This is a genomic window from Amphibacillus marinus (genome assembly GCF_900110345.1).
Lineage (GTDB): Bacteria > Bacillota > Bacilli > Bacillales > Amphibacillaceae > Amphibacillus_D > Amphibacillus_D marinus.
On record NZ_FODJ01000001.1, the window covers coordinates 720,355 to 744,835 of the forward strand.

At 40.7% G+C, this 24,481-nt stretch carries 17 protein-coding genes and 2 riboswitches; of the genes, 6 read left to right on the forward strand and 11 right to left on the reverse strand.

Features of this window, described 5'->3' with window-relative positions:
• Positions 1 to 401: 401 nt before the first annotated feature.
• Positions 402 to 2,084, reverse strand: coding sequence for a dihydroxy-acid dehydratase (ilvD, locus tag BM000_RS03430; protein ID WP_091494834.1), 1,683 nt, complete (start codon positions 2,082 to 2,084; stop codon positions 402 to 404).
• A 156-nt stretch (positions 2,085 to 2,240) separates the two neighbouring features.
• Here ilvD and BM000_RS03435 point away from each other — a divergent pair, with 156 nt between their 5' ends.
• Positions 2,241 to 2,801: a M15 family metallopeptidase gene (locus BM000_RS03435; RefSeq protein WP_091495045.1), complete on the forward strand. Its 561-nt coding sequence runs from the start codon at positions 2,241 to 2,243 to the stop codon at positions 2,799 to 2,801.
• A gap of 989 nt (positions 2,802 to 3,790) precedes the next feature.
• The gene (locus tag BM000_RS03440) at positions 3,791 to 4,528 is read left to right on the forward strand and encodes a MurR/RpiR family transcriptional regulator (protein WP_091494835.1); all 738 of its coding nucleotides are present in this window, start codon (positions 3,791 to 3,793) and stop codon (positions 4,526 to 4,528) included.
• Here BM000_RS03440 and BM000_RS03445 read toward each other — a convergent pair.
• The 8 genes from BM000_RS03445 to BM000_RS03480 form a co-directional block, all read right to left on the reverse strand.
• Positions 4,497 to 5,633 carry a glycerate kinase family protein gene (locus BM000_RS03445; protein WP_091494837.1) on the reverse strand — a complete coding sequence of 379 codons (1,137 nt, stop codon included), beginning with the start codon at positions 5,631 to 5,633 and terminating at the stop codon, positions 4,497 to 4,499. The genes BM000_RS03440 and BM000_RS03445 overlap by 32 nt on opposite strands.
• A gap of 75 nt (positions 5,634 to 5,708) precedes the next feature.
• Complete coding sequence (locus BM000_RS03450; protein WP_091494839.1) at positions 5,709 to 7,031, reverse strand: 6-phospho-alpha-glucosidase; 1,323 nt, start codon at positions 7,029 to 7,031, stop codon at positions 5,709 to 5,711.
• Positions 7,018 to 8,604 carry a PTS transporter subunit EIIC gene (locus BM000_RS03455; RefSeq protein WP_091494841.1) on the reverse strand — a complete coding sequence of 529 codons (1,587 nt, stop codon included), beginning with the start codon at positions 8,602 to 8,604 and terminating at the stop codon, positions 7,018 to 7,020. The genes BM000_RS03450 and BM000_RS03455 overlap by 14 nt, the downstream gene beginning before the upstream one ends.
• A 643-nt stretch (positions 8,605 to 9,247) precedes the next feature.
• Positions 9,248 to 10,897, reverse strand: coding sequence for an AMP-binding protein (locus BM000_RS03460; RefSeq protein WP_091494843.1), 1,650 nt, complete (start codon positions 10,895 to 10,897; stop codon positions 9,248 to 9,250).
• Between the two features lie 20 nt (positions 10,898 to 10,917).
• Positions 10,918 to 11,646, reverse strand: a complete 729-nt coding sequence (locus BM000_RS03465) for an ABC transporter ATP-binding protein (RefSeq protein WP_091494845.1) — start codon at positions 11,644 to 11,646, stop codon at positions 10,918 to 10,920.
• Positions 11,647 to 11,649: 3 nt separating this feature from the next.
• Positions 11,650 to 12,495, reverse strand: a complete 846-nt coding sequence (locus BM000_RS03470; RefSeq protein ID WP_091494847.1) for an ABC transporter permease — start codon at positions 12,493 to 12,495, stop codon at positions 11,650 to 11,652.
• Between the two features lie 16 nt (positions 12,496 to 12,511).
• The gene (locus tag BM000_RS03475; protein ID WP_091494849.1) at positions 12,512 to 13,486 is read right to left on the reverse strand and encodes an aliphatic sulfonate ABC transporter substrate-binding protein; all 975 of its coding nucleotides are present in this window, start codon (positions 13,484 to 13,486) and stop codon (positions 12,512 to 12,514) included.
• 24 nt (positions 13,487 to 13,510) lie between these two features.
• The gene (locus BM000_RS03480; protein WP_091494851.1) at positions 13,511 to 15,292 is read right to left on the reverse strand and encodes a PLP-dependent aspartate aminotransferase family protein; all 1,782 of its coding nucleotides are present in this window, start codon (positions 15,290 to 15,292) and stop codon (positions 13,511 to 13,513) included.
• A 122-nt stretch (positions 15,293 to 15,414) separates the two neighbouring features.
• Positions 15,415 to 15,519: riboswitch (SAM riboswitch) on the reverse strand.
• A gap of 75 nt (positions 15,520 to 15,594) precedes the next feature.
• A riboswitch (SAM riboswitch) is annotated at positions 15,595 to 15,697 on the reverse strand.
• 136 nt (positions 15,698 to 15,833) lie between these two features.
• Here BM000_RS03480 and BM000_RS03485 point away from each other — a divergent pair.
• Together BM000_RS03485 and BM000_RS03490 are read left to right on the forward strand one after the other, a co-directional pair.
• Positions 15,834 to 16,622 (forward strand): SDR family oxidoreductase, encoded by a 789-nt coding sequence (locus BM000_RS03485; protein WP_091494853.1) that lies wholly within the window; start codon positions 15,834 to 15,836, stop codon positions 16,620 to 16,622.
• A 113-nt stretch (positions 16,623 to 16,735) separates the two neighbouring features.
• Positions 16,736 to 17,539: a VLRF1 family aeRF1-type release factor gene (locus tag BM000_RS03490; RefSeq protein WP_091494855.1), complete on the forward strand. Its 804-nt coding sequence runs from the start codon at positions 16,736 to 16,738 to the stop codon at positions 17,537 to 17,539.
• Between the two features lie 403 nt (positions 17,540 to 17,942).
• Here the strand turns inward: BM000_RS03490 and BM000_RS03495 are convergent, their stop codons facing one another.
• Both BM000_RS03495 and BM000_RS03500 read right to left on the reverse strand, forming a co-directional pair.
• Positions 17,943 to 18,833, reverse strand: a complete 891-nt coding sequence (locus tag BM000_RS03495) for an immunoglobulin-like domain-containing protein (RefSeq protein WP_091494857.1) — start codon at positions 18,831 to 18,833, stop codon at positions 17,943 to 17,945.
• Between the two features lie 78 nt (positions 18,834 to 18,911).
• A complete protein-coding gene (locus tag BM000_RS03500; protein WP_091494859.1) occupies positions 18,912 to 19,970 on the reverse strand; it encodes a C45 family autoproteolytic acyltransferase/hydrolase in 1,059 nt (352 codons plus the stop codon).
• A gap of 588 nt (positions 19,971 to 20,558) precedes the next feature.
• On the opposite strand from BM000_RS03500, the gene BM000_RS03505 reads away from it, so the two are divergent.
• Both BM000_RS03505 and BM000_RS03510 read left to right on the forward strand, forming a co-directional pair.
• Positions 20,559 to 22,304 carry an ABC transporter ATP-binding protein gene (locus BM000_RS03505; RefSeq protein WP_091494860.1) on the forward strand — a complete coding sequence of 582 codons (1,746 nt, stop codon included), beginning with the start codon at positions 20,559 to 20,561 and terminating at the stop codon, positions 22,302 to 22,304.
• Entirely contained in the window at positions 22,301 to 24,337 is a 2,037-nt protein-coding gene (locus BM000_RS03510) for an ABC transporter ATP-binding protein (protein ID WP_091494862.1), read from the forward strand. The genes BM000_RS03505 and BM000_RS03510 overlap by 4 nt, the downstream gene beginning before the upstream one ends.
• Positions 24,338 to 24,481: the final 144 nt, after the last annotated feature.

The following is a 24,481-nucleotide window of genomic DNA, read 5'->3' on the forward strand; positions in this document are numbered from 1 at the left end:
GTCATTGTTTTTTTTACTAAAAATATTAATAAATTGTTAGTGAGGATAAGCTTTAATAATTTTAGTTCCAATGCGAGTAATTAATGACAACGTTATCAAATAAGAAACCTGAGTATTACATCAGTAATAAAGAGATCTGTATCTCAAAAAAAGTGTAGCTGTTAGGTACGAGAACAAGCTGCCACGCTCTTAGTCTAATAGAAATGATGCAGCTCTTTAGCTAATGAATTACGATAATTATTTCCGATTGAGAGCATCCATTATTAGTTCAGTAGATAGAATTAACGAACGATCTATGAATTAAAATAGATCGTTCGTTATCAGTTAACTATTTTTTTCTTCAGCTTCACTCTTTTCTCTTATCAGTTATCCGTGTGAAGCAACCATCAAGTTTTAAAAACTTATGACTTAAAGTGATCGGTAACAGCGCCTATTGAAGAACAGGAGACATTATGCGCGTACTTTCCTAATACGCCTTTGAGATAAAGGGCTGGTGCTTGCCATGCTGTAAATCGTGCTTGAATCTCGGCTTCCGTTACTTCCATTGAGATTTCTTGGCGCTCTGAATCAATCGTTACCTGATCTCCTTCTTGTAAAATAGCGATCGGACCAGCACTTTGTGCTTCTGGCGCAATATGTCCGACGACTAATCCGTGTGTACCGCCAGAGAATCGGCCATCGGTAAGGAGCGCAACCTTCTCACCCAAGCCCTTACCAACCAAAATCGCAGATATTGAGAGCATTTCTGGCATGCCTGGACCACCTTTTGGCCCTACACCACGAATAACAAGAACATCACCTTCATTAATTTGATTATTAAGCACAGCTTCTGTAGCATCGTGTTCATTTTCAAATACTCGCGCAGGTCCGACATGGCGCTTCACCTTAACGCCAGAAACTTTTGCCACGGCACCACTAGGAGCCAGGTTACCTCTTAAAATTACAAGTGGACCGGTTGCACGATATGGACTTGAAAACGGACGAATAATTGTTTGTCCCTCAGTTAAGGATGGGGCCAGTGCCAAATTCTCAGCCACCGTTTTTCCGGTAACGGTTAAACAGTCGCCGTAGAGATAGCCATTCTCATGCAGGAGCTTCATTACCGCTTGAACGCCACCAACCTTGTAGAGATCCTCCATCACATACTTACCGCTTGGTTTCAAGTCAGCAAGGTGAGGAACTGTCTTCTGTAGCCGATCAAAGTCAGCAATTGATAGGTCTACATCTACAGCATGGGCCATTGCCAATAAGTGAAGAACAGCATTTGTTGACCCACCAAGTGCCATCACGACTGTAATGGCATTTTCAAAAGCTTGTTTTGTCATAATATCCTTTGGAAATATTTCCTTTTCCAAGAGGTGATAAACAGCTTTTCCCGCTTCTTCTACGTCAAGGTATTTATCCTTAGACTCGGCTGGATTTGACGAGCTGCCTGGTAAGCTCATGCCCAGCGCTTCAACTGCCGATGCCATCGTATTAGCCGTGTACATTCCCCCACAAGAGCCAGCGCCAGGACAAGCTGCACATTCAATGCCATGTAGTTCCTCATCTGTGATATCGCCATTATTATGCTTACCAACACCCTCAAAGACAGAGACAATATCTAGTTTTTCACCATTACGGTAACCTGGTGCAATTGTCCCACCATAAACAAAGACAGCAGGTACCTCTGCTCGACCAATTGCTATCATACAACCAGGAATATTTTTATCACAGCCACCGATTGCCACAAACCCATCCAAGCTTTCTGCACCAACAACGGTTTCAATTGAATCAGCAATAACATCTCGACTTGGCAAAGAGTAACGCATCCCTTCCGTACCCATTGAAATGCCATCTGAAACAGTAATTGTATTAAATATTAATGGTGTTCCCCCTGCATGGCGCACACCTTCCTTAGCCCGCTCAGCTAAACCATGCAAATGAATATTACAAGGAGTAACCTCGCTCCAAGTGCTTGCTACACCAATCATTGGCTTTTTAAAGCTTTCATCTGTTAACCCAACTGCACGAAGCATGGCACGGTTTGGTGCACGCTTCGGGTCATCAAAAACTTGACTTTTAATTCGCAAATCCTTTTCCATGTTATTCCCTCCATTCCTATTCCTCTCACTATAGCGAGAAATTGAATAGATTTCAAATGTGTTACCTTAAAATAATAAATGATATGATTTAGAAAGTATGATATAGTGCAATCACATCAAAATACTATATTTCTTATAAGAAAGCTTGGAATAATTATGACTGTTAAAAAAATCTTGTTAGTTGGCTTTACTATCTTAATAGCTGTTGTTGCGATCAGATCGGTGCAATTCTATCAGCTTATTTCATCACGAAATCAACCTAGTGAGCTACACCCAATTATTGTTGAGCACATGGAAACTTTGATCACACAAGCAAAACAGGTTGGCATTGATGTTGTCATCACGGATGGGTTTCGCTCGTTTGAGGAGCAGGAACAGTTGTATGAACAGGGCCGTTCTAATGAAGGCAGCATTGTTACTAACGCCCAAGCAGGGCAATCCTATCATAATTATGGCTTAGCTATTGACTTTGCATTGCAAAATCAAGCTGGTGATATTATTTGGGACATGGCGTACGATGGTAATCAAAATGGCGAATCGGATTGGCTTGAGGTGGTTGAGCTTGCTAAAGCGTTAGGCTTTGACTGGGGTGGTGATTGGCGTCATTTCCCCGACTATCCCCATTTGCAAATGGATTTCGGCTTAACTATTTTGCAACTTCAACATGGCTATCGGCCTGGAGATAGCTTGCTAGCCTTTATTTTCTTTCTAAATTGAGTCAATTTCATAATTACTGATAAGAGATGAATATACGAACATTAAGAAAATGATAGTCGATCACCAGAGCAACGATTAAGGTTAGAACAGTGATCCGTTCCGGCAGCCAATGGACAGTCCTAATACATACTTAAACGTAATTAATCTTTCAATTTATGCTCACACAAATAAAAGAAGGGGTAAGCATACCTATCATCAAGCATTCAGCAGTCCCGTAGACTCCTATGGGAACAAATCACTTCGATGGGGTGAGTAATCGCAACCCCAGCGCGAGCCGAAGATCCACTTTGTCTAGTGTTCTGTGCTTGACAAAGTTAGCTGAGGCCGTGCCCATGGCTAGCGAGAAACTGAGGAAACGAAGATGTCTCGTTTGTGCCAGTGGGTGAAAGCGAAGGGACTGCTGAATGCGACACGCTATGCTAGTTAGTGGATTTTTTCATGTGTTTATTTTTAGCAACTACGTTTAAAGACTTAATAATAAGTTTAATGTTCGTATTTTCATATGTTAATATGAATTATGAAATTGACTCAATTAGCCTGTTAATAAACTTTGTTAATGGCAACTGTTAATTTCTATTATCTGCTTGAATGAAGATGATAGACAAATTTGCTAGCATGCGCCTATCAAGATACAATTTTTTAATTCATGATCGAACAGAAAGATGACAAGTAGATTTGAGAAAAGCATTAGCAAACAGATTGACTTACTTATTTTCGATAATCACATTATTCCTGTTAGTTATTTCTTAAACATACTAAGATTAATATGTTTAAGGGGTCCCTTTATGAATAAGGACCTTATCCGAATTAGAAACATGGTTCTCTAAATCTGTTTATAAAAAAAGACCGTCCGTCGTGACCACATCGTTTAATTTCAGTATCTAGTCTATTTGCCATGACTACGAGCAAGGTAATTATATTTTTATGATAACGTCTTCAATCTATGGTAAAATGCTAGTAATGGACATGATGAAGAGGGAGTATCGCTGATGTATTTTTATGATCACCTAAAGGAAAATCAACATCGTTTAAACGAAACCGAGAAAATGATTCTCGATTATTTGCTTGATCAAGCTACCAAGATAAAGGATTTAACCATTCGTGAGGTCGCAGAGGACCATTTTACCGCACCAAATACAATTATTCGCCTTTGTAAAAAGCTTGGCTTTAAGGGCTTTTCAGATTTTAAAGAAGGACTTTATGCAGCTAAGCAAACGAAGCATGATTTCCTAGAAGTCACACCACTTGATGAACAAATCGTTAAAACAAAGCAGCTCGTTAACGAAGCTGTCATTAACGAACTGGCCGAATGTTTACATAATGCTAATAAGATTCTCTTTTTTGCCGTTGGGCTTTCTCGCTTTCCTGCTCAGGAGCTCGATGCTAGACTTCAATTAGTCGGAAAGAATAGTCAAATCTTCGTTGATCCCCACGTTATGAAGCACAATGCAAGTTTATTATCCGATCAAGACCTTGCCATTGCCATTAGCATGAGTGGTACAACGAGTAACGTGCTTGAGGCGACAACAATCGCTACTGTAGCAGGCGCGAAAACACTTAGTATCACTGGCTTCTCAACTAACCCGTTAGCCAAGCTCACTACCTATCAATTATACGGATACGCAACTGAATTAAGGGTAAGCGGTATTGATGCAGCTGACCGATTTAGTATCCATTACTTAATTAATCTCGTCTTTAATACTTATTTAACGAAATACCACACATAATTAATCGCAAGGTCCGGTCAGCTGCTCGTTTTAGTAGTTGCGGGCCATTTTTTATTGCTTCGGTTAGCGGAATGGCCTCGTCAACGATAGGTATTACAGCCAGAATATTTTCCTCTGGTAGTGCCGTTAGGCCATTATCGGCCTTACCTGTGAAGACAATTGTCGGCTTATCATACGCCTTTGCTAAGCGACTTATCCCAATCGGTACCTTTCCACTCAATGATTGCTGATCAAATTTACCCTCACCAGTGATGACTAAATCCACTTGTTTAATCAATGACGCCAGCTCACCTTTATCAGCTAATAAGGAAAAACCACTTTGGAAGGAGGTATTCAAGAAAGCATACAAGGCAAAACCAATTCCACCTGCTGCACCAGCCCCTGGTTCATTTTGCATAGCAATTCCAGTCACGGTATTAACAAGCTGAGCAAAGTGACGCATGCCAGCCTCGTAGCTATTGAGTTGTTCAATTGCTAACCCCTTTTGCGGCCCAAAAACATAACATGCTCCATTGCTACCAAGTAACGGGTTACTCACATCCGAGGCGATCGTTAGCTTAACACTGTTAACTCGGGGATCAATATTTACTTGATCAATTCTTCCAATATCAGCTAAGCGCACTGGAAGCATGGTCATTTCCATACCTTGTTGATCAAAAAATTTAACCCCTAAAGCTTGGAGTAGGCCCATTCCACCATCCACTGTCGCACTGCCACCTAATCCAATAATTATTTCCTGTGCTCCCTTATTAAGGGCAGCTATGATTTGTTCACCAACACCATAGCTGGTATGGTGCCTCGGGTCAAGCAAGCTTGGGTCTACCTTGGTGATTCCTGCCCCTTCAGCTACTTCTATAATAGCCAATTTATCCTTTTCAACCCAGCCATAACTCGCGTCGATCAACTCCCCAGTTGGTCCGGTAATAGTCTCTGTAATAAGCTCACCGGTTAAAAGCTGCGTAAAAGCTAAGACTGTCCCTTCTCCACCATCAGCAATCGGGAAAGTGATCACATTATGATCACAAAAGGCATCTTGTACGTGCTGATTAGCTACTTCACTTGTCATTGAACCCTTGAAAGAATCAATTGCTACTAAAATGTTCATTAGCTCACCTCATTAAAAACGTTTTTTTATACGAATGAAAAGGAAGCAGACAGCGCTGCTTCCATTATCAAAAGGCTATTTTAATTCTGGCCAGTAATCCTTGTTCGCTGCAATTAAGGCATCTAATACCTGACGTGCTTTTTTCGCATCAACGACGGTACGATTCAAGGTTAAGGCTTGTAATGCTTTCGTGTATGAACCTTCAAGATAAGCCTCTACCGTTAACTTCTCAAAGGCATGCTGCCCTTCGATTAAACCTTTATAAAAAGTATCAATTTGGCCGACTGCATATGGTGCCGGACCATTCTTGCCCAGTGATGCTGCTACTTCGATCATAACATCATCTGGTAGATTAGCAACAATACCATCATTTCTAACAATCACAATATATGTTTTACGTAGATTGTTAGCTATCGAAGCCGCAACCTCCACCATCATATCTCCGTGTGCATCGTTATGCACAACACTGGAGTCTGAAGCTGTTCCGTTTTCAACAATACGTGCACACTCAGCAAATACTTTCTTCTCACGCCCAGCCCGCACCTCATCGGTTCTAGTAAAATGCGGATCAAGCTTAGCAAGCTTATACTCTGGATACAGGTAGTATTGTAGATAGGTATTAGGTAAATAATCTGGGAAATCCTTTAACATATCTTCAACCATGGCATAGGTGTCTAACCACGATTGATCACGTTGCTCCGCATCAACTGGGCTAAAGCCACCATTCAAGGCAATTTCCTTAATTTTTGGTGCAACATCGTTACCATCTTCATCATAGATAGCTGTAAACCAGCCAAAGTGATTTAAACCAAAATAAGTTGGCTCTAATTTATTTACATCATGATCAATTAATTTTGCATAAGAGCGCATTAGATTAACTGGCTGATCACAAATATTTAGAATCCGATTATCATCTGGAAAGATCCGATCTAATGCTAATGCGACTATGGCTGCTGGATTGGTATAATTCAAAATCCAAGCATCTGGACTTAATCGGCGAACGTCATTAACCATTTCAACCATATCACGAATTGAACGAAGTCCATAGGCGAACCCACCAGGTCCACATGTTTCCTGACCAATTAAACCAAGACTAAGAGGAATTTTCTCATCCTGCTCACGCATGTTAAAGCCACCCGTGCGCATCTGACAGAAAACAAAATCAACATCTCTATAGGCCACTTCTTTATCAGTCGTGTAGGCTACCTCAACCTCTGGTGCTTCTTCTTGAAATAAAATCTTAGCAAACTCACCAATTACATTTTGACGCTCTGCATCAACATCGTAAAGCACAACACGATTCAAGGCAAACTGGTCTAAATGTGTTGTCATCGCTTTTAAAATACCTGGTGTCCATGTTGACCCTCCGCCAACTAATACAATATTATTTTTCTTCATTTCCTGGCACTCCCTTTACTTTTTGTGCAATCCCTTCTACCTGCGGTCCATAAATAACTTGCAAATGCGTATCGTCAATCTTAACGACACCCGCAGCCCCGGTGTTTTTGAGCGCTTTTTCATCTGCAACATTAGCATCCTTCAACACTAAACGCAGACGGGTAAAGCAATTTTCAATTTCTTCTATATTATCAACGCCACCTAGTGCGTTAACAATTGTTTCACCTATGTTACCATCATCTTTAATGACTACTTCTTCACCTTCATCCAGCTTTTCGCGTCCTGGTGTTTGAACATTTTTCTTCTCGATAATATATTTAAAGAAGAAGTAGTAGGCAAATGCATAACCAATCCCGACAATAACGGCGAAGAACCAGTTTGTCCCTGAGCCTTGGAGGATACCGAATACGGTTAAATCAATCGCACCTCCTTGTACATTACCAATAACCACATTGAATAGATCCATTAACATAAATGACAAACCTGACATAAAGGCATGGAAAACAAACAAGATTGGCGATACGAAAATAAAGGAGAATTCTAACGGCTCAGTTATTCCCGTTGTAAATGACGCTAGGATAGCTGCATATAATAAGCCTTTCACACGCTTTTGCTCGCCACTTCTTGCCGATTTAATAATGGCAAAGCCTGCTGCTGGCAAACCAAAGACCATAAATGGCACCTTACCTTGAGCAAGAAAACGCGTTGCTGTTGCCATTAAATCAAAATCAAGAACTTCTTGTGCTAATGCTGTATTAAAAATATTTAACGCACCAACAACTTGTTCACCATCAATAGTAGCAATCCCCCCAATTGGCGTAAAACGAACCAGCTGATTAAGAATGTGGTGCAAGCCAGTTGGAATAAGCAAGCGCTCTAGGAATCCAAATAAGAATGTTCCGAATACTCCGGCATTGGCAATGATATTACCAAGCGACTCGATAGCGCCGCCCAGAAACGGCCAAATGTAATACATGATGAAACCAAGCACTGGCACAACGACCGTTGTCACAATCGGGATAAATCGTTTACCACCGAAGAAGCTTATTGCCACAGGAAGCTCAATATTATAAAACTTGTTATGAAGTGCTGCGACAAGTCCCCCTGTTAAAATACCGGCAAAAACATTCATTCTCAATGTAAATATACCTAAAACCATTTCGTACTGGGAGCTAATCTGAGTAGCCTCAAGTTCTGATAAGCCTTGTCCAACTAAATAATCAATTGAAGTTGTCTCAGCTGTTAACCCATTAATCTGTAAAATGTAGCGTAGTGTGACGTGAAAAATGATAAAACCAATCACTGCTGCAAATGCGGCAGTTGGCTTTTCTTTTTTTGCCATTCCGATTGCAATTGATACTGCAAATAATATTGGTAAATTACCAAACAACGCACCTGCTAACGCTCGAATAAAGCCGATGATATTTTGGACAGCTGTAAAAGAAACAAATGCCTCTCCTACAATATCCGGATTCTGCAAGACAGATCCAAGTCCAAGAAAAATACCCGCTGCTGCAATAATTGAAATCGGCATCATTAAAGATTTACCTAACTTCTGAAAAAAATCTTTCATTGTTTAACCTCCCCTAAACTGCTTTCGACACACTAAATATAATCTACAAAGAAACCGATTTCAATACGATTTCAGCGATTGAAAACAACATAGCATGATTACGATTTGTACACAAATACGTGTTTCTGTACACGTTTTATTTTAATGCATTGTACTCTTCTAAGCTAACACATAAGTAACGTCCAGTTAACAGACAAAAAAAACGCCGGGTTCCGGCGCTTACACCTTACATATTAATTTTTATTACTCAACTTTCGCAGCGTAAAATTACAGTCTACCCATTGCTCTGAGCGTCTAAATAGCCAATTACATACTTATATAGACGTTTAATTGCATGTAAGTTTTGTAACAGAAGAACGACTCCGCGTTGGGAAGTGAGGGAGCTTCGCTTTCTGCAGGCCCGAGGCGATGCCCCGGCTAGAGCTAGACCGTTTTTGCGACTTAAGGAGCTAAAACGTATGTAGCTTTTGTGCCTGTGGTGAGAGCGAATCGATTGACGCCTTGAGCGTAAACTGAGTTAGGCTCGTTTATTTAGAGACAATAGTCAAGTTCTATCCTTAATTCTAGCTATTATGCGATGACATTGGAGTTGTTCACCTTTTTTTAACTGCGAAAGCTGAGTTATTATTTATAGAAAAGGTACTTACCCTACTGATAGGCGGTCAAGTTCCAACTGCTTTAACTCCCTTCGCAGTATTTTGCCACTAATCTTTGTTTTCGGCAATTCTGTTACGACTTCAATTTCTCTTGGAGCAGCATGAGCAGCTAAGCGTCCTCTAACATGGAGACGAATTTCTTCTATTAAATCATCCGAAGCAATGTAATCAGCAGTTAACGTAATAAAAGCTTTGACAATTTCACCCCTAACTGGATCGGGCTTACCGACAACACCCGCTTCAGCAACTGCAGGGTGTTCAATCAGTGAACTCTCCACTTCAAATGGTCCGATTCGCTCCCCGGCAGAATTAATCATATCGTCATCTCTGCCTTGAAAGAAGACATAGCCTTCGTCATCCTGATAAGCGAGGTCACCGGATAAATACCAACCAGTATATTTAAAATAGGCATCATATTTGGCTTGGTTATTCCAGATCGTTTTCATTAGACCTGGCCAAGGTGCCTTAATGGCCAGCTGACCAATCTCGCCACGCGGTAACTCTTTGCCACGATCATTTAGAATGCCTACCTCAATCCCCGGGAAAGGACGCCCCATTGAACCTGGCTTAATGATTTCAGCAGGCAAGTTAACAATTAAATGGCCACCCGTCTCAGTCATCCACCAGGTATCATGAATTCTTAATCCAAGCTGCTTATAAGTCCAGTAGATGACCTCTGGATTAAGCGGTTCACCGACACTTAATATATGCCGTAATGAGGTTAGATCATAGTTTTTATAAAGCTCACCTTCAGCCATTAACATCCGAAAAGCAGTCGGTGCACTGTACCAAGTGGTAACAGCTAATTTTTCAATAATCCCATACCAATTAGTTGCCTTGAATCGTCCGCTTTGAATGACGATAGTCGCTCTGTTTAACCAAGGCGCAAATAAGCCATAAACACTCCCTGTTACCCAGCCTGGATGTGACGTGCACCAATAAACATCGCTATCCTTAATATCGAGCACCCATTTACCCGATAGCTTGTGATGAACAAAAGAACGATGGGCATGCAAGACACCCTTTGGCTTTCCAGTGGAACCGCTGGTATAGTGAATTAACATACTATCCTCGGGATCAAGCCACTCAACATATGGATCAGCCGGTAAATTTAGCTGCGCAATTTCTTCTTGATACAAAGTAAGGCGTAATGAGGGTAGTTTTTGCTGATTAACCCGTTTTCCTAACTCATAATCCGTAATTAGCACCTGACCATGGCAATCAGCAATTCGATCATGAACTGCCTCACCCATAAAACCTTCAAACAAAGGACCAGCGATGGCGCCAATCCGAATTGTTGCTAAGATGGCAAAGTAACAAGCTGGGTTTTTCGGTAAAAAGATAAAGACACGATCCCCTTTTTCGACATGATGCGAACGGAGTACCGCAACATAGTGATCAATTTGCTGCTTAACTTCTTGAAATGTATACGAAATAAGATGGTCGTCATTAATATAATGGAGCGCCAACTTATCGCCAAATCCCCCCTCTACATGTGCATCAATCGTCTGGTGGGCCGCGTTAATCTTCTCATCACCTTCAAGCTTATGGTAATGATCCCAGTTAAAAGATTGATAATGACTTAAATAATCAGTTAAATTGTATACCCCTTCATGAGGCTGTATGGTTTCCCCCATAATCATATCCCCCTTAAAATCTAGCCATTATTAATTTCTAATTTGGCTAAGATATCTGTTTTGTATTGTGCGAGTTCAACTGAGCCACGATCTCTTGGTCGCTGTTGCTTAATCTTAATATCATCCACAACAGTTCCGGGCTGCCCCTTTAAGATAATAATTCGGTCACACAGATATAACGCTTCATCAATATCATGTGTGACAAGGACCATAGTCGTTTGATACTTTTGCCAGATACGGAGTAATAAATCCTGTAATTGCATTTTGGTAAAGGCATCTAATGCACTGAATGGTTCATCAAGTAGCAGCGTTTCCGGGCTGGTAACCAGCGCTCGCGCAATTGCGACACGTTGTGCCATTCCCCCTGACAGCTGTCTTGGGTATAAGGCTTCTTTACCTGTTAAGCCAACATAGTCAATAAATCTTAATGCTCGCTCAATTTCATCAGCTGGTGCCCCCTTTAACCCAAAGGTGATATTGGCTTTTACATCTAGCCACGGGAGTAACCTGGGCTCTTGGAAAATAAAGCCAATTGTATCATGAATACCTGTAATAACGTGATCGTTTAACACGATTGATCCTGTGTAGTGTTGATCCAAACCAGATATCGCCCGTAACAAGGTGCTTTTTCCACAACCGCTTGTTCCCAGCAAACCAACTATTTCACCTGCTTGAATCGTTAAATTTACATCAGATACGGCTTTTACCTGGTTAAATGTTCGCGAAACCTGTTCCAATACTAATGCCATCCGCTAACCCCCCCTTACAAAACGATCTTGCCACCGTAACAGACGTGCTTCCAGCAGCTTGAGTACCCAATCAGATAACTTACCAATAATTGCAAACAAAACAATACTAACCAAAATCGTTTCAGGCGAAAGTGTGTTTTGACCAAGGACAAGGAGATAACCTAATCCTTGACTAGCCCCCATTAACTCCGCAGCGACCACAAACATCCAGCCTAACCCTAGCCCACTACGCAAGCCTATTAAGAAGCTAGGGAGACTTGCCGGTAGAACAATACGCCAGACCTGTTGTAGAAAGCTAAGCTTATACATTTTTCCAACCTCAATTAATTTACGATCAACCGTTAAAATGCCGCTTACTAGGTTTAAATACACAGGAAAGAACACCCCGACTGAAATCATCGTAATCTTCGATGACTCACCGATCCCCATCCATAGAATAAATAATGGGACCCATGCAAGTGAGGGAATGGACCTAAATGCTTGAATAATCGGATCAAAAATATATTCCGCTTTACGCCAGAAACCAACCAAGACTGCTAAGATAATCGCAACAACTGAGCCCAACAAAAAGCCTGCGAAAACACGGTAAACCGTAATATAAATGTGACCGGCTAGCTCACCAGATTGCGTTAACTCAATCAGCTTTGTCAGAATAACAGTCGGAGCTGGAAGTTGATAGGCTTCGACTAACCCTTGTCGGCTAGCAAACTCCCAAAAAACAACAATGAGAGCAGGCAAGAGACATCCTAGCCATATTCGCCCGTACCGCCTAGGGTGCCATCGACTTGATTCCCAGTGCTCTTTTCGACTAAAGTAACTTGATGATACTTGATTACTTACCTTCGCCATGACTTCCACCTCCTTGCTAATTAATTGTCCGTTCTGCATATTCTGGATTAATCAATGCTTCGACTAAATCCTCAATATCCGCAGCAGCATCAATCACTTCACTCTCTTGTAAAATGTAACCAGATTCAATAAGTGCCTCCCTATGAATATCCCCTGGAATCGGTTCTGAAAAGTCGTTGCGCTCCAATTGAAGGGCTGCTACCGCTTCGCTAATCTCCGCCTCAGTCGCTAGAAGGGTAATGGCCTCTTCTGGATTGTCAATAATCCATTCCCTTGCTTGTTCATATAAAGAAATAATTTGTTCAACGTAATCAGGATATTCTTCTGCAAAAGCTTCTCTAACATTCAAAAATCCATAGGTATTAAAATCTGGCTCACGATAGAACAGACTAGCATTTGCTTCCACCTCAACTCTTGCCATATGTGGATCTAATCCCGCCCATGCATCTACTTGACCAGACAGAAGACTTGACGCACCATCTCCATGCTGTAAATTAACAATCTCCACCTCACTTGGATCAACGCCTTCATGGGCAAGTGCTCGTAATAAAAAGATATACGGATCTGTACCAATAGTTGCCGCAACTGTTTTACCTGAGAGGTCCTGAATAGAGCTTACATCCGAATTTTCACCCGTGACTAAAGCTGTCCATTCTGGTTTTGAATAAATATATACATTTTCTATTGGCGAGCCATTAGCCTTTGAAATAAGCGCAGCCGCACCAGCAGTGGAGCCAAAGTCAACACTATTACTATTTAAAAATTCAAGAGCACGATTACTTCCTTGACTAAACACCCATTCAATTTCAATGTCCTCTTCTTCAAAAGTTTCTTCTACCCAGCCAAATTGTTTTAAAACGAGACTAGTAGGTGAGTAGTGCGCATAATCTAATCGAATTGTATCTGGGTGGTCTCCCCCAGAAGCTTGAGCACATGCTGCTATGAATAACAAACCTGTTAATAAAACCCCTAATAAGCTTACTTTTTTCACTTTCAATCTCCCCCTAAATCATTCTTATAGTTCGCATGCGTATGTTGCAATTGTCCCTCGTAACCGTTGGGCTTCTTTATATGTGCAACGATTGTGAATAACCTCTAAACCAGCAGCGCTTGCTATTTCAGCGGCTTGTGGTGAGACAACCCCTTCTTGTAACCAGAATACTTTTGGTAAAACCTTCACTGCCTCCTCGGCAACTTCAATCGCTGCCTCTGGACTTCTAAATACTTGCACAATATCTATTTCTACTGGAACAGACTTTAAGTCTGGATAGGCTTTCTCCCCTAATATTTCCGTTTCTCTTGGGTTAACGGGAATGATTTGATAGCCTAGACGTTGCATTTTTCGTGCTAACCGATAGCTTGGTCTGCCTTCTTTGCCACTCAAACCAACAACAGCGATGGTTTTCGGTTGTTGCTGGTCGCCATTTTTTTTGTTCGGTGATTGAAGTGCCCACTTAATGACACCTTCATCATTAATAACAATTGACTTTTTAGTGTTCTCCCCTAAATCAGTTGCCTTCAGAAGCGCTTGGTTTAAGTCATGAATTAAATCCTCTATTCCTTCAATACCTACCGACAGACGGATAAGCTCTTCCTTCACCCCACTTGCTTTAAGGTCTTCTTTAGAGAGCTGCTGATGGGTTGTTGAGGCAGGATGAATAATTAATGACTTCGCATCACCAACATTAGCGACATGTGACCAAAGGGCAACATTGTTGATTAAGCTTTGCCCCGCTTCACGTCCACCCCTTATGCCAAATACAATAATTGAGCCGTAGCCACCATTTAGTACTTGCTGGGCGCGTTGATACGATTCGTGGTCTTCTAACCCGGGGTAATCTACCCAATCTACTGCCGGGTGATTCTTCAAGTAGTTTGCAAGCAAATTTGCATTCTCATTATGTCGTTGCACCCGTAGATGTAAGGTCTCAAGACCCTGAATTAATTGAAAAGCATTATACGGGCTTAACGAGGCACCGAAATCTCTTAATAATTGCACCCGTAACTTGGTAATAAAGGCTAAGGTGCCAAAATCATTAGCGTAGCGTATGCCATTGTAGCTTTGATCAGGTTCAGTAAAAGTTGGAAACTTTGCAGAATTCCAATTAAAGCGTCCTCCGTCAACCACTACACCACCGATTGTCGTACCATGACCGCCAATCCATTTTGTTGCCGAATGAACGACAATATCTGCGCCTAATAGAATCGGTTTACACAGATACGGTGTTGCGAAGGTATTATCAACAATTAATGGTATCCCCTGATCATGTGCTATCTGGGCAACATTCTCGACATCCAAAACATGTAGATTGGGATTACCAATGATTTCTGCAAAAACCGCTTTTGTTTTTTCTGTTATTGCCGCTTTAAAGGATTCAAGATTAGTCGGGTCAGCAAATCTAACTTTAATCCCATAGCGTGGCAACGTCACCGCAAAAAGGTTGTAGGTGCCACCATACAGGTTGGTAGCCGCAACGATCTCATCCCCAGCACTAGCCAAATTTAGAATGGACAAGGTAATGGCTGCCATACCAGAGGAAGTTCCCACCGCTGCCACTCCCTCCTCAAGAAGCGCAATCCTTTTTTCAAAGACATCTACAGTTGGGTTGCCAATGCGTGAGTAAATATTGCCCGGCTCATCTAACGCAAATAAGCGTTCCGCATGCTCGGTATCATGAAACACATATGATGTGGTTTGGTAGATGGGCACTGCCCGCGAGCCTGTTGTCGGGTCGGGTGACTGACCTCCATGCAAGGTTACCGTTTCAATTGAATAGCTATCATTTTCTTTAGTCATTTCGTTGACCTCCTGAAATTTTTCATTTTTTTTCTTCACTCAGACACTTTACTAAAAAGTGTATTCCTCAAGCCGAAACGTACAAAAGTCCTTTTCATTAGAAAAGGACTGATCAAGAAAATTTCTTATCGTGCAGAAATTAATCTGCTGGCTTTAGCACCGTTTAAACATTGTTTAATGGTTGCCGGATTTCATCGGGCCAATCCCTCCATCACTCTTGATAAGTCCTATTAAGTTGTTTAATGCGCAAAAAAATCCCCCTCTCACCAGATGATGAAAGCGGGATACTAGGTTACACGTATCATTCATCACCCAAAGCTTATGCTTTGCTGGTAGGGGCACCTTACTTATTGTAGGTTGCCGTGGAGTCATTAAGCCAGATCTCTCGTCCACTCTTGATAAGTTATTTTAATTTTTAGATTATTATGATTATAACACATAAAAAGGATCTGTCTAGTAGCAATTTTTCAATTCATTGTCTAAATTATTGCGAGGTGGGTATAAAAATACTATACAATAAATTATCCGAAAAAGGAGCATGATGATGACAGATACACTAAAGAAAAAAGTAGCCATTATTACAGGGGCAAGCTCAGGGATGGGTCGGGCAACAGCTCTTAAGCTGGCAAAGGCAGGTGCGAAAGTCGGTTTAGTTGATATTAAAGAAGAAGATGCGAAGGCAGTTCTTAAGGAAGTTGAAAAAAATAAAGGTGAAGCCATTATCGCTGAGGCTGATGTCAAAGACCCCGAGCAAATTCAGGTTGCAATTCAAACCATTGTTGATCATTTTGGTCGGTTGGATATTGTCTTTGCCAATGCGGGAATTAATGGTAAGGTCGCGCCTATTGAAGATATTACCCCAGCAGAATGGGATCAGACACTGGAGACAAATTTAAAGGGTACCTTTCTTACTGTCAAATATGCTTTACCTCATATGAAGAAAAATGGGGGGAGCATTATTATAACGAGCTCGATTAACGGTAATCGTAAATTCTCTGCTGTTGGGATGTCGGCATATAGTTCTAGTAAAGCTGGGCAAATGGCATTTGGTAAAATGGCCGCCTTAGAGCTAAGCGAGTATGGAATTCGCGTCAACATCATTTGCCCAGGAGCAATCGATACCAATATTGGAAAAAATACCTTTGCAGAGGATGAAAACCTGGAAAAAGTTCGTATACCGGTTGAGTATCCAGAAGGTAACCAACCGCTCGAAGGTCATGCTGGTAAACCTGAGCAAGTAGCAGAGCTTGTCTATTTCTTAGCATCCGATGCATCTAGCCACATTTCCGGTACAGAAGTATTTATTGATGGCGCTTCGACCCTACTGTAACTGATTATTGTTTGGTTATCTTTATCTACTAAAATTTAACGTTTAACAGCTTTAATTTAAGGATAGATAAAGAAGTATAGCACCAAATAATTTTAAAGGAGTAGATGCAACGTATGGATATGAATAAAGAAATTAAACGGCTTGAATCACTTTACTTAGAGAAACCAGAACGTGTATTTACCATGTACTTAAACACCGACCCAGCTGATCCTGATCAGCAAGGTGGCGAATGGCGTATTCACTTAAAAAATGGACTGCAAAATTTCGAAAAATATTTAAAAAATGATGTTAACAAAGAGGAACTAGCGAATTTTTGTTTAATTAAAGATAAGGTTGAAAAATATATGCGTGAGCATGAGCTTGAGCTGTTAAAAAGTGTTGTCATTATCGCTACTCCTGACGAATCTATCTGGTTTGCCAAGCGCTTTCAAGTACCTGTTGAATCAGAGTTCTTTTGGGAAGAAATTGCAAAGCTTGATCAGCTTATCGCGTTGCATCAGGACTATCCAAGATCAGGCATTATCTTAACACAGAAAGAAACAATTAAAATCATTGAAACAGAGCTCGGTCAACCGCTCGAATCCTTTTACTTCGAGCTTGACTTAGATACAGAGGATTGGCGCCAGCACACTGGACCTCATCGAGCAGCTGCCACAGTCGGTTCAGGCGGAAAAAGCACCAAGCGTGAGCTCTTTAATAACCGATTCGAGGCCAACAGACATCGCTGGTATAAAAGTATAGCTGCAAAATTAGATAAGCTGGCTAAGGATCATCAGTGGGAATATATTTATATGGTCGGGCATAGCGAAGAGACAAACGATCTGTCCGAGTCGATGAACAAAACGATCAACCACTTTATTGAAAAAAATATGCTTGATAAGAATGAAACACATGTTATTAAGGCAATAAATAATTAATTGAAAACCTATTGACTAAACGTAGGAAAGAGACTGGGACATAACTAAATATTGAAACAGGGTATCCGAACATTCTGATTAAGCGTAGGTGAAATACGTAGACTCCTGTGGGAACAAATCACTTCGATGGGGTGAGTAATCGCAACCCCAGCACGAGCTGAGGATCCACTGTGTGAAGTGTCTTTCTTCACACAGTGGGGATTTTAGACTAAACCCGTCACGTCCTGTGACAACGTCTAACTGACCTACATCCTGTAGGCCCAAAGCCGTGCCCACGGCTAGCGTGACACTGAAGAAATGAAGATGTCACGTTTGTGCCCTTGGGTGCTAGCGTGACACTGAATATTGAATGTTCGGATTTTCCTTATCTAATTACGCTTTTGTCCCATTCCCTCTTTTTCAGCTATTCAATAGTAAATTCCACCGCAAGCCTCGTGCTCAAATCTGGATAGCCTTCAGCTTGAATATTTTTAATGACACGATAATTTCCTGGTTCTAACTCGCTTAGGTCAACATCTTGTTCATGGCTTTGACCAGGCGCTAACATAATAGCAATCTCAATGAACGCTAAATCTAATGGGACAACATACCATTGGTCATCAATTTTCTGTTCAATAGCGTAGTGCATCCCTAACGTTAATGATGTCGGTCCAAAATTTTCTAGTATTAAGTTTGCTGTCTCACCTTGTTGGTCTAGCGAAAGTGAAGCATTTAATTCTTCTGCTGCAACGACAATTAAACCAATTAGGCTGTCCTCAACCTCACCAGAGTCTGACAAGATCTCTGCACTTAATAAGTAGATCACGTTCTCATCAGCTGGTAATTCGCCTTCATAGACTGCTAACTCATCGCTAACCTCTCCAATGTCGACTGTTTCTTCAAGAACAACTTCCCCTTGTTCTAGCTCTTGATTTAGCCTTGTTAGTTTAATTCGCACATCTCGATCAACTGTTATTGTTTCGTTATTTGCAAATAAACGAACCGAATACGGCGAGTGCGGTGCCTGTTGTCCATTTGTAATCCCATAACCAAACTGACCCTCACCATTGACTAAAAACCATTCACCAGTTGGTTGACTAAACCCCGTTAAGGTTGCCAACTCATCTTGATCATGGATAAGTGAGAAGATATCCTCGTTAATTTGCAAAACGAGCTCCTCTTCACCAATCTGATCTGATAACTCACCTTCTCCTAGTTCCCATTCGGTCTCGTCCCCATTACTGTTTGTCGCCGTACCTTGGCCACAAGCAACGAGTAAAAAAACGGAACATGCTGCTAATAATGTCTTTATCATGTTTAATCACCTCTATCTCATTAGTCGATTAAAGTGCCTATACTGTTACAGAATTTGATTAGCTATTACTTTTAACCACTACTGAGATGGTAATGAAGCCTGATTTAAGAATGGGAGTGCTGTATTTAGCAATCCATTAATACGACGAATTCTTATCCTGTCCCCTCGCAAAAAATTAGCTAGACTAAGCTGAACAGGTAAGCGATCGGCGCCAAAAGACACCCATGCATTCAGCTGATCGGGTTGATAAAGGCTTGTGTGCAACGTTCCAGACCAAACATTATATTTGTCGGAAAAGACCTGTTGCTCTCTTTTATTCATAATTTGATATGCCTCAGAAGGTGAAAGATTATATTGCCATTGTTTTTTTATCATTGCAAGCCTAGCAACGGATTCATCACTTTGATAACGGTTCTCTTCTTTTAATAATTCAAAATGATTAGTACACATGTTGGCGGTACGGACAATTACCGATCGTGGTGTGGCTTCAACAACAACCGAATGGTTTGTCTGATCCATGACAACATATGAAAATGAAGTACGGTGTGGAATCGCTTTGAGTAACTTGACCGCCTCTTCGACCGTTGCACATTGCTCCAAAATAATCCGTCCGATCATATTACAAATAAAACCATCACCAGATCCAATCCGATTGGTGAAATTATACCCAATCACTAATCCTTTTTCATTAATCCCGTCTGTGCGACCCGTTATTTGCATAGATGGACCAAGGGAAGCATAGCCACCATCGGCGGGATGATAAAAAACGAATCGGCCCTCATAACCGCTCGGATGGCTATCATAGTTCCGCACGAAATACTGATTGCCCGTCATAATTGAACAACCACTTTTGCCAACCTCTAAGTAATACCCACTAAAATAGTGTACGGCTTCTTTAATTGACCAATTGAGCGCTGCTGCTAACCCTTTAATTTCGTCAACCATATTTGGTGCAAATTGATCTAATAGCTGTATGGCATCATTTACATTTGTTGCAAAAGCATGCTTTCTTCTCGACTTCCACTGCTTTTCTCGATTTGCTAACAATTTAGAACCCTTTAATTGCAGCCCTTGATTATAACCAAATTGATAATGCGAACCTTTATATTGAATAACATCACTGTATACAGAGACCATTTCACCATCCTCCTTAACTATTTCACTTTAGAACAATCTAATTAGTGCTGCAAATAATCTGTCTTATCAGCTTACTTGTTCGAACTTTAATTTAACCTTTTTTCCAGTTTTTATTGACTTCGAAATTTTTTGACTATATAATGAATGAGCATTGATTAAACTAAAATGAAAAGGAGGTCACCAAAATGAAGAACGCAATGATTGCTGCTAATGCTCTAACGATGATTGATATTGATTTTTGTGTGACCTCTGTTAATATGCTGAGGTAAACGCTGTTTTCATTACGATGAAACTGTTTACAAGTATACATATAACAGGTAAAAGGTCACTAGCTCTACACGTGGCCTTTTTTTGTTGTTTCTCCTTCATTGGAGGCGCACCATGTCGTATTTATCTAAATGCGACATGGTCAACAACGCATACGTCACGGATGTATGCGTTTTTTTGTTCCCAAAAATCAATGCAAATACAAATTACAGGAGGAAAATGATGTGAGACGCTTACCATTTGACAAATTAACGAAAGGATTTAAACGACTATGGAATGGTTAGCTAATTTTATTGTGAAATAACGAAGGGAGTCAAACGTATGTTTTCAGTTTTTAAAAAGTTATCATGGTTTTTTAAGGAGCAATGGCTTAGGTATACCATTGCTATCACCGCATTAATTATTGTTAGTTTTATCGACCTTATCCCGCCAAGACTTGTTGGGATGACAATTGACTTAATTCAATTTAACGAACTGACCTATGAAAAGCTAATGGAAATAATTTTAATATTTGCTGGTATTATTGTCCTTAGTTATTGTGTTATGTTTATTTGGGATTATAATTTATTTGGTGGGGCCATTCTTCTTGAACGAAAAATGCGCTCAAAAATGATGCGCCACTTCTTAATTATGAGCCCGCGCTTTTATAGCAAGAATCGAACAGGCGATTTAATGGCTCGGTCTACAAACGATTTAAAGGCAATTATGATGACATCAGGTTTTGGCATTTTAACCTTAATTGATTCAACCATCTTTACCGCTTTTATCGTACTAATGATGGGCTTTACGATTAACTGGTCACTTACCCTTGCCGCTTTAATTCCGATGCCAATCATGGCCGTAATTGTGCACAAGTACGGGAAGATTATTCACCAACGATTTAGTGACGCGCAAACAGCATTTAGTAACCTTAATAACTATACGCTTGAGTCAATTCGAGGTGTACGTGTTACCCGTGCTTTCGTCCAAGAACAGGCTGATAAGCAACGATTTGCCGAGCTAACAGATGAGGTTTTTCAAAAGAACAAAGCTGTAGCAAAAATGGAGGCATATTTTGAACCAACCGTAAAAATCCTTGTTGGTATCTCATATACAATTGGTTTGGGATTTGGCACTTGGATTGTGATGAACAATGTCATTTCAATTGGTGACCTTGTTACCTTCAATGTTTACCTCGGAATGTTAATCTGGCCAATGTTTGCGATTGGTGAACTGATTAATGTGATGCAACGCGGGAATGCTTCACTAGACCGAGTTGAAAAGATACTAGCTCAACAACCTGATGTGGTTGATCCTAAACAGCCACAGGAAATTGACAGACCTGAAGTTATTCGCTTTGAAGATGTTACCTTCTCGTATCCAGGTAGCACCGACGCACAATTATCGGGTATTCATTTAACCATTCAACGTGGTGAAACAATTGGAATTGTTGGCAGGACTGGCGCAGGAAAAACGACATTATTTAAGCAATTACTTCGTGAGTATGTGCCACCAAATGGTCAGTTAACCATTAATGGTTATCAAATTGATCAATTTAGTCTTGAAGAATCAAGAAGTTGGATTGGCTATGTCCCACAGGAGCATATTTTATTTTCAAAAACGGTTAAAGAGAATTTGACGTTTGGCTGCGGAGAAAAGTCAGAAGATGAAGTTAACCATATTCTCGAATCAGCTTCTTTAAAATCAGATATAGAAGCACTTCCAAAAGGATTAAATACACTGGTTGGTGAAAGTGGTGTCACCTTATCAGGTGGTCAAAAACAACGTATTTCACTAGCGCGCGCATTACTAATGGACCCAGAAATTATTATTCTGGATGACTCTCTTTCTGCTGTAGATGGGAAGACTGAAGCAAACATTATTAGTCACCTTAAAGAAGAACGAGCAGGGAAGACCACTTTAATTGCAGCCCACCGCCTATCAGCTGTTAAACACGCAAACCAAATTATTGTCATGGATGAAGGCCGGATTATTGAGCACGGAACCCATGAGCAGTTAATGGAGAATGGTGGATGGTACCACGATCAGTATACCATTCAGCAAATGGAAAGGAAGGTAAGCACATGAAACCTTCAACAGAAAAAAGACTATTAAAATACGCATTATCGAATAAAAAAATAATTGGTTTTGCGCTATGCTGCTTAATCATTGCCGTTGCCCTTGAATTAACTGGTCCATTTATCGCCAAAACAGTTATTGACAATCATATTGTTGGTGTTGAATCAGACTGGATCGAGCTTGGAGACGAGCAAGACGGCGCTGTTCAGTTTCAAGGTAAGTATTTCAAGCGTGCAAATCGAGTTACCAGTAATGATGACATCGTTGGCATTTCTACGCTTGCCCAGACGGGACGGACTTATTATTTCGTCAATCAGCAGATTCCAACCTATAGCACAATCTCTGAAGCGGATACAGCGGGGGAATTGGTGGTTAGCTATGATAATCAAACTGAGCTTGTCTCAGGACAGGCGTTAACAGTCAGTGATCTTTATCAATTCTTTCAGCCAGAAATCAATCCAATTGCCATTTTGTTAGCGATCTATCTCGGCCTTATTTTAATCGCATCCATTTTTCAGTACTTTAAAACATTTTTATTGCAGATTTACGCCAATAAAATCATTCAACGGATGCGCAACGATGTCTTTGCTAAGGTAGAAGAATTACCAATGCAATATTTTGTTGATCGACCTGCGGGTAAGATTTTGGCTAGAGTGACTAATGATACAGAAGCAATTAAGGAACTCTATGTCAAAGTTCTAGAGACCTTTGTAAATGGTCTGATTTATATGACTGGCATTATCATTGCCCTCTACTTACTAAATCCTATATTAGCGTCCATCTGTCTCATTATTCTACCAAGTATTTTGTTATGGATGAAATTCTACAAGAAATATGCTGGGAAGTATAACAAGGTAATACGATCGGTCAATAGTGAAATTAATGCATCACTTAATGAGTCAATTCAGACAATGCCCATTATTCAAGCATTTCGTCAAACCAATGAACGGCAAGATGAATTTGAGCATCTCAATAAGCGCCACTTTCGCTATCAGCGGAAAATGATTGCTCTATCTGCCCTAACTTCATTTAATCTCGTTAGTGCACTGAGGGGCATCGCGTTTATCGGTTTTATCTGGTTTTTTGGAAACGGCGTTTTGTCAACAGAGAACTTTATTTCAACTGGTGTTTTATATGCCTTTGCTGACTATTTAACACGACTTTTTGAGCCTGTAAATCAGGTTGTTAGTCAACTGCCACAGCTTGAACAGGCACGTGTATCAGCAGCAAGAGTATTTGAGTTGCTCGATGAAGATGGTGAGGTCATTCAGGATAATGAAATTAATCGACTTCGGGGTGAGGTTCGCTTCAAGGATGTCAGCTTCGCTTACGACCAGGATGATTACATTCTTAATAACGTCAACTTCCATATTAAACCTGGTGAGACAGCAGCATTTGTTGGTCACACCGGTTCTGGAAAAAGCTCAATTATGAATCTACTGTTCCGCTTTTATGATCCACAAAAAGGGCAAATTCTGATTGATGAAACAGATAGTGCAACGCTTAGTAGACAACAAGTGAGACAGCACATCGGGATTGTCTTGCAAGATCCGTTTATCTTTTCTGGGACTGTGTTGTCAAACATTACTTTGAATGATCCGAATGTAAGTCGCGAAAAAGCGATTGAAGCATTGAAGGCCGTTGGCGCTAATCAATTTATTGATAAATTACCAAAAAAATATGATCAGAAGGTTGGTGAGAATGGCAGTGAGTTCTCAACAGGGCAACGGCAATTACTATCGTTTGCCCGCGCACTTGCCTTTGACCCCGCCATTCTCATCCTTGATGAGGCGACGGCTAATATTGATACAGAGACTGAGGGCTTAATTCAAGAAGCTATGCACGTGCTGGCAAAAAATCGGACAATGTTAGTAATTGCGCACAGACTCTCAACCATCCAGCATGCCGATCAAATTATTGTGTTGGAAAAAGGCCGCATTATTGAACGCGGCAAACACAACCAACTAATTGAGCAAGATGGTAGCTATTATCAAATGTATCAAATGCAACAAACTGGTGTAGTAACAAAAGTTGTTTCATAGTTAAGAAAGGTGCACGTGGTCAAATAACACCGTAGCGACTAAAGCCGAACCAGGTAATGACACCTTATCATTAGCTATCGGAAACACCCTTTATCCTAAACAGTTAAAAAAGCGCAAACTCATGTGTTTGCGCTTTTTTATATG

Coding starts and splice junctions, on each gene's coding strand:
- ilvD (WP_091494834.1), bottom strand. CDS start 2,084: ATGGAAAAGGATTTGCGAATTAAAAGTCAAGTTTTTGATGACCCGAAG.
- BM000_RS03435 (WP_091495045.1), top strand. CDS start 2,241: ATGACTGTTAAAAAAATCTTGTTAGTTGGCTTTACTATCTTAATAGCT.
- BM000_RS03440 (WP_091494835.1), top strand. CDS start 3,791: ATGTATTTTTATGATCACCTAAAGGAAAATCAACATCGTTTAAACGAA.
- BM000_RS03445 (WP_091494837.1), bottom strand. CDS start 5,633: ATGAACATTTTAGTAGCAATTGATTCTTTCAAGGGTTCAATGACAAGT.
- BM000_RS03450 (WP_091494839.1), bottom strand. CDS start 7,031: ATGAAGAAAAATAATATTGTATTAGTTGGCGGAGGGTCAACATGGACA.
- BM000_RS03455 (WP_091494841.1), bottom strand. CDS start 8,604: ATGAAAGATTTTTTTCAGAAGTTAGGTAAATCTTTAATGATGCCGATT.
- BM000_RS03460 (WP_091494843.1), bottom strand. CDS start 10,897: ATGGGGGAAACCATACAGCCTCATGAAGGGGTATACAATTTAACTGAT.
- BM000_RS03465 (WP_091494845.1), bottom strand. CDS start 11,646: ATGGCATTAGTATTGGAACAGGTTTCGCGAACATTTAACCAGGTAAAA.
- BM000_RS03470 (WP_091494847.1), bottom strand. CDS start 12,495: ATGGCGAAGGTAAGTAATCAAGTATCATCAAGTTACTTTAGTCGAAAA.
- BM000_RS03480 (WP_091494851.1), bottom strand. CDS start 15,292: ATGACTAAAGAAAATGATAGCTATTCAATTGAAACGGTAACCTTGCAT.
- BM000_RS03485 (WP_091494853.1), top strand. CDS start 15,834: ATGATGACAGATACACTAAAGAAAAAAGTAGCCATTATTACAGGGGCA.
- BM000_RS03490 (WP_091494855.1), top strand. CDS start 16,736: ATGGATATGAATAAAGAAATTAAACGGCTTGAATCACTTTACTTAGAG.
- BM000_RS03495 (WP_091494857.1), bottom strand. CDS start 18,833: ATGATAAAGACATTATTAGCAGCATGTTCCGTTTTTTTACTCGTTGCT.
- BM000_RS03500 (WP_091494859.1), bottom strand. CDS start 19,970: ATGGTCTCTGTATACAGTGATGTTATTCAATATAAAGGTTCGCATTAT.
- BM000_RS03505 (WP_091494860.1), top strand. CDS start 20,559: ATGTTTTCAGTTTTTAAAAAGTTATCATGGTTTTTTAAGGAGCAATGG.
- BM000_RS03510 (WP_091494862.1), top strand. CDS start 22,301: ATGAAACCTTCAACAGAAAAAAGACTATTAAAATACGCATTATCGAAT.